We start from the raw sequence: 12,163 nt of genomic DNA, 5'->3' as shown, positions 1-12,163 counted from the left end.
TTTACTTTAATTGGTATCACCCACATATGAACAGCGTTAAGCAGCTTGGTATGGGCTTGGTTGGTCTAATTATCGTTGAGGAGAGCATTCCAGTGCCGTTTGATGAAGAGCACGCACTGATGCTTAAACATTGGCATATAGATAAGAAAGGCCAATGGAAAGATCTAATGATCCCACGACTCAGTGCTCGTATGGGTACGCCAGGAGAGTGGAGTAGCGTTAATGGAATACATGAGCCTGTCTATGAGTTAAAACAACATGCAACAACCAGGCTACGTATCGCTAATGTCGACAATACGATCACTTACCCTATAGCTGTCGAAGGGGCTGAGGCATGGGTGATTGCCATTGATGGTAACCCTGTAAAAACACCTTATAAGCTGACGCAACATAAAATTGGTCCAGGGATGCGAGTGGATATTGGACTGATAGCACCCAAAGCCGGTGGGCGAGTTAGCGTCCTTCAAATGAAAGGACGCTTTCCTTTCTCTTTGTGTGAGTTCGAGGTTGTAGATTCAACCCTTGTTGAGAATCGCTCTCTGCCTTCTTTACCCCTTAATCCTGTGCCCAATTTAGATTTGGCTAATGCAGAAGAAATCGACTTTTTATTTGAATGGGAAGGGGCGGTTTCTCCAGTATCTAAAGATGGAAAATCTATGCCTAAGTTTTGGCTAACTAATAAACGAGCATGGGAGGGGATGAGCAAAGATAATATCCCTGAACCGTTGGCGACTTTAGAGCTGGGAAAAACCTATATATTCGATCTTAAGAACGTCACTCAATATCATCACCCGATTCACATTCACGGCCATACATTCACTGTATTGGAACTTGATGGGAAGAAAGTTGAAGAACCTTTCCATACTGATACAGTGTTACTTGGAAAAAATGGCCGAGCTAAAGCTGCATTTGTAGCCGACAACCCTGGCCGCTGGATGTATCATTGTCATGTTATAGAACACATGAAAACGGGTTTGATGGGATATATTGAAGTTAAGTGACACCTGTAACGTTTAATATTTGCGCATGCATTCTTAGTTTCTACCCTCGCTTTTATCGGCGTTAAAGCTAGAATATAGGGATTATTGTTTGGGAGGATTCATGGGTCAGTTATCTATTCTAGGTTTTATCGCCATCGGTGGCGCGTTTGGTGCTTGTTCACGTTACTTGATTTCAGAGTTATGCGTTGTGATGTTAGGGCGTGGTTTTCCTTACGGTACGCTGACTGTTAACGTAATTGGCTCTTTGATTATGGGATTGCTCATCGCCGCGTTTGAAAATGAGATGGTTGCGACGGAGCCGTGGAGACAAATTATCGGTCTTGGTTTCCTTGGAGCCCTGACGACATTTTCTACGTTTTCGATGGATAACGTGCTTCTTATGCAGCAGGGTGCGTTCTTCAAGATGGGGCTCAATGTACTGCTCAATGTGGTTCTCAGTATTTCAGCCGCATGGATCGGCTTCCAACTTCTGATAAAGTCTTAAAACTTTCTTACGATTTGTTAACAACTCGGCTTGGTTTATCCAAGCCGTTTTTATATACTCGATCGTACTTGTCGGAGTGCCATATGGCTGAGACCGTTAACTCGGGATCCGTTGAACCTGATCAGGCTAATACCTGCGAAGGGAACAAGAGTAGATATCTAACTAGAATCCTTCTAGAGATCTATCTCCAGATCACAACTGCATTTTCTTGCTGTGATCCCTCTTGTAGCATCTTATCCGTCAAGCATTTTTATCCCTATAAATAATGGCTAAAAGCCAAGGAAAAATGCTATGTCGAGTCGTAAACAAGCAAGACTGGAAGCGAAGAATTTCATTGATTCTTTATCTGTACAACCTTATCCAAACTCAAAAAAAGCTTACATCCAAGGGTCTCGAGCGGACATTCAAGTCCCTGTCCGAGAAATATCCCTCGCAGATAGCCTTGTTGGTGGCAGCAAAAAAGAGCCTGTATTCGAACCTAATGAGCCAATTCATGTCTACGACACCTCAGGTGTTTATACCGATCCTACGCATGAAATAGACCTTTATAGTGGCCTTCCTAAGTTGCGAGAGCAATGGATTGAAGAGCGTGGTGATACGGAATTGCTCGATGATGTAAGCTCTGTTTACACCAAAGAACGTTTAGAAGATGAAACCCTAGACGACCTTCGTTACGGAAACCTGCCTCGAATTCGTCGCGCTACTGGCGACCAATGTGTAACTCAACTGCATTATGCTCGTCAGGGAATTATCACTCCTGAGATGGAGTACATTGCGATACGTGAGAACATGGGGCGTCAGAAGTTCGCTGATGAACAGCTTAATCACCAACACCCAGGCCATAACTTTGGCGCAAACCTGCCAAAAGAAATTACCCCTGAGTTCGTGCGTAAAGAGGTCGCTGAAGGCCGAGCTATCATCCCTTCAAACATCAACCACCCAGAATCAGAACCTATGATTATTGGCCGAAACTTCTTAGTGAAAGTGAACGCCAATATCGGTAACTCTTCTGTAAGCTCTTCGATTGAAGAAGAAGTTGAGAAGCTAGTATGGTCGACTCGCTGGGGCGGCGATACCGTAATGGATCTTTCTACTGGCCGTAATATCCACGAGACTCGTGAATGGATCCTACGTAATAGCCCAGTGCCGATTGGTACGGTTCCTATGTATCAGGCGCTTGAGAAAGTGAATGGCGTAGCCGAAGACCTTAACTGGGAAGTGATGCGCGATACTTTGATTGAACAAGCGGAGCAGGGCGTTGATTACTTCACTATCCATGCTGGTTTGCTTCTTCGTTATGTTCCTATGACGGCTAAGCGTGTGACAGGTATTGTTTCTCGTGGTGGCTCTATTATCGCGAAATGGTGTCTTGCACATCACCAAGAAAGCTTCCTATACACACACTTCCGCGAGATCTGTGAGATCTGTGCGAAGTACGATGTGGCTTTGTCATTGGGTGACGGCCTACGTCCTGGCTCTATTGCAGATGCCAATGATGAGGCTCAGTTCTCGGAGTTACGTACTCTAGGTGAGTTAACTAAAGTGGCTTGGGAATACGATGTTCAGGTGATCATTGAAGGTCCTGGACATGTACCTATGCATCTTATTAAAGAGAACATGGATGAGCAGTTAGAGCACTGCCATGAAGCGCCTTTCTATACGTTAGGCCCGCTGACCACTGATATTGCACCGGGTTATGACCACATTACCTCTGGTATTGGCGCGGCGATGATTGGTTGGTACGGCTGTGCGATGCTTTGTTATGTAACACCTAAAGAGCATTTGGGCTTACCAAATAAAGAAGATGTGAAGACTGGCTTGATTACTTACAAGCTGGCAGCACATGCAGCAGACTTGGCAAAAGGGCATCCGGGCGCACAAATCCGAGATAATGCATTATCTAAAGCTCGTTTTGAATTCCGTTGGGAAGACCAATTTAATCTAGCTTTAGATCCAGAAACAGCCCGTTCTTTCCACGATGAAACCCTGCCACAAGAATCGGGCAAGGTTGCTCACTTCTGCTCTATGTGTGGACCTAAATTCTGTTCAATGAAGATCTCTCAAGAAGTTCGAGAGTACGCAAAAGACACTGAACAAGTGGCTGCTGATCAGGCTATCGAGATTAAGATGCTTGATAATCCGTTGGAAGGGATGCGTCAGAAATCACAAGAGTTCCGTGATACTGGCTCTGAACTTTATCACCCAGCAGTAGGCGCAAAAGAAGCTCAATTAGAGGAATAATGACAGTGAAGATTCTTATCCCATCTCAAAATATTGAGCTAACGGGAGAGGTGCAAAGCTGTCTATTGGTTGCTAAGCGACAAGGCTTGGCAACCGATGCAGTTGAGTTGGGTGTAAGCCCAACTCAATGCTTCTCTATCGTTGATGCTCAGCAAGCGTTATCTATTGGTTTTGCTCATGATGTTGATTCATTGGCGGAGTGCCGCTCAAGTGAGCTTGATCATATCGTTTATTACAGTCATTCAGTGGCGCTAGCTGGTGTCCGCGATGCCTTGGCACAAACTCCGAATACCATCTATATCGGTGTCTTAGATGACTCAGCTGCATTGGATATCTGGTCACAGCTAGATTCTAATCGTGCTATCAAGAGTGAAACTCCAGCTCATCAGGAGTTAGATAGTCGTGGCCACTTTGCTTGGTTACTTACTTTGTTGGCGTTGGAATTCCCATTAGAAGATGCACTGGTTTTAGCTCGCGCAGCACCTAGTGTTTCACGTGGAACATGGCCAGCAAACTATCAAAACTTTCCTATTCCCGTTCTCGAAGATGAGCGACTGGATATTAGTGTTGGTTGGGCGCACCAAGGAACATCACTGTCGTTCCCGGAATTGAGTAAGAGTAGCCTAGGACTATACCCAGTGGTTGATGATGTTGAGTGGATCGAAAGGCTGCTCAAGCTTGGAATTAACACAGTTCAACTGCGTATTAAGAACCCACAGCAAGCAGATTTAGAACAACAAATCGCGCGATCTATCGAACTCGGTAGAGAGCACAACGCTCAGGTTTTTATCAATGACTATTGGCAATTGGCACTTAAGCATGATGCTTTTGGTGTTCATTTGGGGCAAGAGGACATCGAAGAATCCAACCTATCTCAACTGAGCCAAGCTGGTATTAAGATCGGTCTATCGACTCATGGTTATTACGAGTTGCTACGCATTGTGCAAATCAACCCAAGCTATATTGCGCTGGGGCATATATTCCCAACCACCACTAAGCAGATGCCATCGAAGCCTCAAGGACTTGTGCGTTTATCTCTCTATCAGCAGCTGATTGATACTATCCCATACACAGAAGAACTCACCGGTTATCCGACAGTTGCGATTGGTGGAATTGACCAGTCGACGGCCGCACAGGTGTGGAGTTGTGGGGTATCGAGCCTTGCTGTTGTACGTGCGATTACGTTAGCCGAAGAACCAAAGCAAGTGATTGAGTTCTTCGAAGCATTAATGGCTGACCGTTCTTCAGGTGCTGCTAAAGAGGTAACTCAGGAGCTAAGTCATGCTGAATGATTTCGAATTCATTCGTTATCAACGACAACTCGCACTTCCTGAAGTGGGTGAGCAAGGGCAACGCAATCTATTAGATAGCCATGTATTGGTCATCGGTTGTGGTGGCTTAGGCAATGCTGCGGCTCTCTATCTTGCGGCTTCCGGTATCGGGAAAATCGTATTAGTTGATGATGATTGTGTGGATTCGTCTAACCTTCAACGACAAGTTGCGTTCAAGGAAAGCCAGTTAGGTTCGCCTAAGGTCGAAGCTCTGAAGCAAAAACTGACTGAGCTTAATGGTCGAAACCAAGTGAGAACCATCAATAGGCGAATGACTCAGAGCCAGCTTGAGCTTGAGGTGATGCTCGCTGATTTGGTGTTGGATTGTACTGACAACTTTGAGTCACGTCAGCAGGTTAACCAAGCATGTTTTGGTAGCAAGACACCTTTGGTTTCTGGTTCTGCGATCGGATGGAAAGGTCAGTTTATTGTCTTTGATTATCAGATGCAGAAAGGGTGCTATCACTGTTTGTTCCCGTTCAGTCATCATCCACAAACGACACGTTGTAGCGATAGCGGCATCATCGGCCCAGTTGTTGGCACCATAGGCAACCTCCAAGCACTGGCAGCGATTCAACGTATTAGCACTGGCGAGTTCCAGGTTGCAACACATCAGCTCAAACTGTTTGATGGTCAGACGATGAACTGGCAAAACTTAAGTGTCACTCAAGATAGTGAATGCCCCGTTTGCTGCACATCTACAGTTAACTATTTAGAAGAAGAAACCCAATGAGCAACATAACGATCTCTATCAATGAGCAACCAGAACAGGTTGCACAATCGTCGTCTCTAGCGGATATCATCCAAGCGCTTTCACTACCCGATCTGGGTTGTGTCTTTGCTATCAATAATGCGGTTGTCCCGCGTAGTCAGTGGCAACAAAGGGTCGTCAATGAAGGCGATGCTATTTCTCTTTTCCAAGCTATTGCAGGAGGCTAACTATGTTAACTATCGCAGATAAAACATTTCAATCACGACTCTTTACTGGAACGGGCAAGTTCGCGAATAAACATTTAATGGCGAGTGCTATCGAAGCTTCCGGTTCTCAACTGGCAACCATGGCGTTGAAGAGAGTTGATATTCGCTCTGAGCAAGATGATATTTTACAGCCCATCATTGATGCTGGCGTGAACTTGTTACCAAATACCTCCGGGGCGAAGAACGCGAAGGATGCCATCTTTGCTGCGCATTTGGCTCGCGAAGCGCTAGGCACAAACTGGCTCAAACTGGAAATTCACCCTGATCCAAAGTACTTGATGCCAGACCCAATTGAGACATTAAAAGCGGCTGAGCAACTGGTTAAAGATGGCTTTGTTGTGTTGCCTTACTGTCATGCTGACCCAGTGTTGTGTAAACGATTGGAAGAGGTGGGTTGTGCTGCGGTTATGCCGCTAGGTGCGCCGATTGGGTCGAACAAAGGTATCGCTTCGGCAGACTTCTTAGAGATCATTATCGACCAAGCGAACGTCCCTGTGATTGTTGACGCTGGTATTGGTGCGCCATCTCATGCTGCTCGTGCAATGGAAATGGGCGCGGATGCCGTGTTAGTTAATACTGCAATTGCGGCTTCTCAACAACCCGTTGATATGGCGATTGCTTTTAAACTGGCAGTTGAAGCTGGCCGTATGGCTTACCTTTCTGGTCTTGCTGGACAGGTGTCTCATGCGGTTGCTTCTAGTCCGCTAACTTCATTCCTAGACGAGTAGTGTCCTTATGACGTTTGTTGATCGATTTAAACAGCTCAACTGGGATGACATTGGTATGTCCATCTTCAGTAAAACGGCAGCGGATGTTGAGCGCGCTCTGAGTAAACCTAAACGCGACTTGGAAGACTTTAAGGCTCTTATCTCTCCGGCAGCAGAACCTTACTTAGAGCAGATGGCGCAACAATCGTTGGCACTCACACGCAAGCGATTCGGCAATACAATGTCGTTGTATATTCCATTGTACCTCTCAAACTTATGTGCGAATGCGTGCACGTATTGTGGTTTCTCAATGGAGAACCGCATTAAGCGTCGCACACTTACTTTAGATGAAATCGATGCTGAAAGTGCCGCTATCAAAAAGATGAAGTTTGATAGTGTATTGTTGGTGACTGGTGAACATGAAACCAAGGTCGGGATGAAGTACTTCCGTGAAGTGCTACCGAATATTAAGGCACAATTTAACTATCTTGCGATGGAAGTGCAGCCGCTTGATCAAGATGACTACGCAGAGCTTAAAACTCTCGGCTTAGATGCGGTGATGGTTTACCAAGAAACGTATAGCCCAAGTACCTACGCGGAACACCACTTGCGTGGCAATAAAATGGATTTTGAATACCGGCTCGAAACGCCCGATCGTTTGGCAAAAGCGGGTATTGATAAGATAGGTATTGGCGCTTTGATTGGCTTGGAAGATTGGCGTACCGACTGTTTCTTCGTGGCCGCTCACTTAGACTATCTTGAGCGTACTTATTGGCAAACACGTTACTCGATTTCATTCCCACGTCTTCGTCCGTGTGAGGGTGGTTTGCAGCCTAAATCGATTATGAGTGATAAACAGTTGGTTCAACTTATCTGTGCGTATCGCTTATTAAACCCTGAGGTTGAATTGTCTCTCTCGACTCGTGAGTCTGCAGCTTTCCGCGACAATGTGTTGCCATTGGGAATCACCAGTATGTCGGCTGCGTCTAAAACCCAGCCTGGTGGTTATGCTTCTGATGAAGAAGAACTCGAGCAATTTGAAATAAGTGATGAGCGAAGTGCTGCCGATGTTGAGTCAATGATTCGTCAACGTGGTTTTGATCCTGTGTGGCGAGACTGGCACAGTGCTTACTCTGGTTAGCGAACACACAGATTTATGTTCCACGTGAAACATCGACGAAGTTAAATCGACAAATAAAAACGGCTACCCTAAGGTAGCCGTTTTTCATTTCATTAAGTTTGAATTAGCTAAGCATGAGCAAGTGGAGTGGTTGATTGGCGTAACCATTCCAATGTATCACCTTCAACTAATGGGCTAACATCGTTCCATACTTTCTGGTGGTAATCATTAAGCCATGCAAGTTCAGGTCGTGTCAGTAAATCGACGTTGATGTTGCGCTTATCGATAGGGCAACGTGTTAGCGACTCAAACGTTAGTACTGAGAAGTCACCTTGAGTTGGCAGCTCAACCACCAGTTCTAGGTTTTCGATACGGATACCAAATTCATCTGCACGGTAGTAACCCGGCTCGTTTGATAACACCATGCCTTCAACAAGAGGTACATCGATTAGCTTCTTAGAGATGCTTTGCGGACCTTCATGAACACTTAGGAAATGACCAACACCGTGACCAGTACCGTGGTCGTAGTCGAAGCCTTCTGCCCATAAGTGTTGGCGAGCTAGAATATCAAGTTGGAAACCACGAGTACCCTGTGGGAAACGTGCACGCGCGATACCGATGTGACCTTTAAGCGCTAACGTGAACTGCTGGATCATTTCGTCGCTTGGCTGGCCAATCGCGATAGTTCGAGTGATGTCGGTTGTACCATCTAGGTACTGACCGCCTGAATCGACTAGGTAAAGAGTATTCATCTCTAACTGACCTGGTTCAGGTTGATTCTCGTGGTTGTAGTGACACATTGCTGCGTTACCGCCTGCAGCTGAAATCGTGTCAAAACTTAGATCCATCAGTGTTGGGTCTTGTTCACGGAATGATTGTACTTTGTCAGCCAATACCGCTTCGTTGTGCAGGTTGCCTTGCGCGACTTCGGCATCAATCCAAGATAGGAATTTCGCCATCGCCACGCCATCACGAATGTGACACGCTTTCATGCCGGCAATTTCAGTTTCATTCTTTGCTGCCTTTGGCATTAGACATGGGTCTGCTGCTTCAATGAGATGAGCGCCAGAGTTTTGTAGAACCAGCGTGTACCAAGCGTTACTGGTACCTGAATCGACAGACACATTGTTACCTTCTAGAGACTGAAGACGCGCTTCAAGCTCTGATGGGGGAGAAACTCGAATGCCATTACCAACGTGAGCTTCAAAGCCTGCCGGGATGCGTGCTGGGTCTAGGAAGAAATCGACGCTTTCATCGGCGTGAATGATCGCGTTGGATAACACAACAGGTAGGCGAGATACGTCCAAGCCACGAATGTTAAGCAACCAACATATTGAGTCAAGCTCGGTAAGGATAGCGGCATCAGCACCTTTGGCTTTTAGTAAGCCAGCAATCTCAGCGCGCTTACTCTCGCTTGATTGGCCAACGGCGTCTGTTGCCATTAGGCGAACATCAGACACGACAGGTTCAGGGCGATCAGACCAAAGTTCATCAATTGGATTAGAAGAGAGTGTTGTTAGCTCAACTTTCTCTGCTAGTTTTGCTTGTGCGCCTTTCAACCACGCCGCGGTGTGCATGCGTGGGTCGAATGCAACCTTACTACCTTGTGGCAATGAATTGATGATCCAATCTAAAGCCGGTTCTTCAATAAGGTGGCGATACTCAAATAACTCTGCTGGTACTTGCTTACGAACCTGAACGGTGTAGCGACCATCAACAAAAATAGCAGCAGTTTCACGAGTGATAACAGCGGCACCCGCAGAGCCAGTGAAACCTGTTAACCAGTGAAGTCGCTCGTTATGAGCGGGAACGTATTCACCTAGATATTCGTCTTCATGTGGAATGATAACGGCATCTAGGTTATTTGTTTCAAGCCAAGCTCGAACCGCAGAAACGCGTTCAGCAGTGATATTGTGCATCTGTGTTTATCCTTATTGTTAGGGTCCTTGTTAACACTCACAGTCGATATACATGCGAGGGGACTTATTAGGTCAATAAGCTAGCGCTTTTGTTCGTTTGCTGCAAACGCTGTACGCCATTTTTATCTAAGGTGCAGAGTTTTTTCTTTGATGATATCTCGCAACCAAGTTAAGGCTGGGTCATTTTCTCTGTCACGATGCCAAAACAAAGTGTATGCCATCGGTGGGAATTCCATTGGTAAAGGAACAACCACTAAGTCGAGTTGTTTAGCGACGAGGTAAGTAAAGTGGCTTGGTGCGGTAAACACAAAGTCGGTGTAAGTACACAGGCTTGCAGCGCTATTGAAGTCTGGAACAGAAATAGCGATATCACGTTGGTGACCAAGGTCGGCAAGTTTGTAGTCGAGTAGCCATCGATCGTTCCCATCACACCTTACTTGTACATGACGCTGCGCAAGGTAGGTTCCCAAATCCCATTTACCACGTAGAGCTGGGTGGTTACGCCTTAAGACACACATCTGTGCATCACGGTAGATCTCTTGTTCGCAGATGTCGTCTGGCGGCAGCATGGTTAAGCGCGCGTCGTTGATGTCGATGTCTTTGCCTGTGAGTCCGATATCTAACTCACCAAGCTGTAGCTTCTTAAAGGTTTGTTCGGTCCACGCATGGGTGTTGATATTAACCTTAGGTGCTTGTCGAAATATCGCCGGTAAGAAGTGAGGAAGAATCAGCGGGTAAACACTCTCAACGGCAGCAATGTGAAAGCTGTGGTCGCTATTGTTGGGAATGAATGTCTCAGGCTGAGTGAGAACATCAAGTTGGTTGATCAACGTTTCTAGCCGAGGCTTAAGGAAAACAGCTTTCGGTGTTGGACGTAGGCCATGAGCACTTCGTGTGAACAGGGGGTCATTAAATTGTTCACGAAGCTTGGCTAGCGACTTACTCACAGCCGATTGACTCAAGCACAATCGATGCGCAGTGCGAGTGACACTCAGCTCTTCCATCAGCACCTGCAAGCAAACCAGTAGATTGAGGTCGAGGCGTGATAGTTTCTCGATATTCATGTGAGTTTCCTATTTGGAATAATGCTAATGAGTATATGCCATTTTTGTTCATATCTTTAGTTGGTTATTATGCACCTAAATTAACTCATTCGGAGAATCTTGTGCCTTCTAATGCGCTTCCAACCCCTAGTAAACTGCAGGTTGCTTTATTGGCAATGCTGGTTCTATTTAGCCCTCTGGCTATAGATATTTATCTTCCAGCTCTGCCACAAATTTCAACAGCGTTTCACGTGGAACACGCATTAGCACAAGATACGATTACTTGGTTTTTATTCGCCATGGGTGTCGGGCAATTATTTGCAGGCCCTTTGGCTGATAAGTTAGGACGTCGAACCGTTGCATTGGGAGGTGTTAGTATCTATGCATTGAGTGCTTGCTTGGCGTGGGCAGCTCAATCGATTGATATGATGCTAATAGCTCGGCTGCTACAAGGCTTAGGAGCTTGTGCGACTTCTGTAGCAGCCTTTGCGACGGTTCGCGATCTATTTGGCCCTGAGAAGAGCGGCCGTATGATCAGTTATCTCAATGGTGCCATTTGCTTTATTCCTGCACTAGCACCGATTCTGGGTGCTTGGTTAACTCAACAGTTTGGCTGGCGCTCGAACTTCAGCTTTATGGCAGGCTTTGCTGTCGTTGTTGGCACTATCTTATTCTTCCAAATGAAAGAGTCTAACCCTGCGACAGAAAAGGTTGCGGTATTCAAGCTTGAGCGATACTGGTCAGTATTGAAAACACCATCATTCCTTTTCCACGCAACCTTGTGTCTGATGGCGATGGCGGTTATCCTCGCTTATGTAACCTCTGCACCAGTTGTGTTGATGGAAAACCTAGGCCTGACCATGAAAGAGTTTACTTTCTGGTTTGGTGTTAATGCGGCCATCAACATTGCAGCTGCGTTTACTGCACCTAAATTTATGGACCGTTTTGGTACCTATAAAGCACTGGTGGTTGGTATCTCGACGCTGGGCTTAGCGGGTGTGATTATGTTGGTGCTTACTGAGCACGCTACTCCAATCGCGTTCATGCTACCGATCTTCTTATCGTCAGTTGGCTTTGCTTGGATTCTTGGTGCTGCGGCAGGTAAAGCTCTAGAACCTTTCGGTGACCGTGCGGGTACAGCTGCTGCGCTGCTTGGCTTGTTCCAAATGAGCGGTTCAGGGCTTCTTGTGGGTACCATGCAACGTCTTGATTTAACGTCGCAAGTGATGATTGCTCTGCAAATGTTCCTGATTGTTCCTGCGTTATTAGTGCTTGCGAGCAAAGCGGGTAAGTCTTGGCACACGACGTTTGCTAAGGCATAAGTTACAAGGGTGACAAA

General features: G+C 46.1%; 11 protein-coding genes and 1 riboswitch. Of the genes, 9 read left to right on the top strand and 2 right to left on the bottom strand.

What is annotated here, in order from left to right; translation table 11 throughout:
* The 8 genes from AB4623_RS07925 to thiH form a co-directional block, all read left to right on the top strand.
* Positions 1-1,001: multicopper oxidase family protein (locus tag AB4623_RS07925; protein ID WP_372146124.1), on the top strand; the 1,001-nt coding region annotated here is incomplete at its 5' end.
* A gap of 100 nt (positions 1,002-1,101) precedes the next feature.
* Positions 1,102-1,485: a fluoride efflux transporter CrcB gene (gene crcB, locus AB4623_RS07920; RefSeq protein ID WP_004736665.1), complete on the top strand. Its 384-nt coding sequence runs from the start codon at positions 1,102-1,104 to the stop codon at positions 1,483-1,485.
* Positions 1,486-1,547: 62 nt separating this feature from the next.
* A riboswitch (TPP riboswitch) is annotated at positions 1,548-1,646 on the top strand.
* A gap of 130 nt (positions 1,647-1,776) precedes the next feature.
* On the top strand, positions 1,777-3,726 hold the full coding sequence (gene thiC / locus AB4623_RS07915; RefSeq protein ID WP_102333086.1) for a phosphomethylpyrimidine synthase ThiC: 1,950 nt from the start codon (positions 1,777-1,779) through the stop codon (positions 3,724-3,726).
* Complete coding sequence (locus tag AB4623_RS07910; protein ID WP_371725475.1) at positions 3,726-5,018, top strand: thiamine phosphate synthase; 1,293 nt, start codon at positions 3,726-3,728, stop codon at positions 5,016-5,018. The genes thiC and AB4623_RS07910 overlap by 1 nt, the downstream gene beginning before the upstream one ends.
* Positions 5,008-5,790, top strand: coding sequence for a HesA/MoeB/ThiF family protein (locus AB4623_RS07905; protein ID WP_017062994.1), 783 nt, complete (start codon positions 5,008-5,010; stop codon positions 5,788-5,790). Before AB4623_RS07910 ends, AB4623_RS07905 begins: the two co-directional genes overlap by 11 nt.
* Positions 5,787-5,996 carry a sulfur carrier protein ThiS gene (thiS, locus tag AB4623_RS07900; protein WP_017061316.1) on the top strand — a complete coding sequence of 70 codons (210 nt, stop codon included), beginning with the start codon at positions 5,787-5,789 and terminating at the stop codon, positions 5,994-5,996. The genes AB4623_RS07905 and thiS overlap by 4 nt, the downstream gene beginning before the upstream one ends.
* Positions 5,997-5,998: 2 nt before the next feature.
* Positions 5,999-6,763 (top strand): thiazole synthase, encoded by a 765-nt coding sequence (locus tag AB4623_RS07895; protein ID WP_017067772.1) that lies wholly within the window; start codon positions 5,999-6,001, stop codon positions 6,761-6,763.
* A 7-nt stretch (positions 6,764-6,770) separates the two neighbouring features.
* Positions 6,771-7,883 carry a 2-iminoacetate synthase ThiH gene (gene thiH, locus AB4623_RS07890; RefSeq protein WP_017061318.1) on the top strand — a complete coding sequence of 371 codons (1,113 nt, stop codon included), beginning with the start codon at positions 6,771-6,773 and terminating at the stop codon, positions 7,881-7,883.
* A 107-nt stretch (positions 7,884-7,990) separates the two neighbouring features.
* Here the strand turns inward: thiH and AB4623_RS07885 are convergent, their stop codons facing one another.
* Together AB4623_RS07885 and AB4623_RS07880 are read right to left on the bottom strand one after the other, a co-directional pair.
* The gene (locus AB4623_RS07885) at positions 7,991-9,781 is read right to left on the bottom strand and encodes an aminopeptidase P family protein (protein ID WP_372146122.1); all 1,791 of its coding nucleotides are present in this window, start codon (positions 9,779-9,781) and stop codon (positions 7,991-7,993) included.
* A 122-nt stretch (positions 9,782-9,903) separates the two neighbouring features.
* Positions 9,904-10,845, bottom strand: a complete 942-nt coding sequence (locus tag AB4623_RS07880; RefSeq protein WP_102578815.1) for a LysR substrate-binding domain-containing protein — start codon at positions 10,843-10,845, stop codon at positions 9,904-9,906.
* A gap of 101 nt (positions 10,846-10,946) precedes the next feature.
* Between AB4623_RS07880 and AB4623_RS07875 the strand changes: the two genes are divergently transcribed.
* Positions 10,947-12,146 (top strand): multidrug effflux MFS transporter, encoded by a 1,200-nt coding sequence (locus tag AB4623_RS07875; RefSeq protein WP_372146119.1) that lies wholly within the window; start codon positions 10,947-10,949, stop codon positions 12,144-12,146.
* Positions 12,147-12,163: the final 17 nt, after the last annotated feature.

The organism is Vibrio sp. 10N.222.52.C12, assembly GCF_041474215.1.
GTDB lineage: Bacteria > Pseudomonadota > Gammaproteobacteria > Enterobacterales > Vibrionaceae > Vibrio > Vibrio crassostreae_C.
This window is presented reverse-complemented; position numbering and strand designations above follow the sequence as displayed.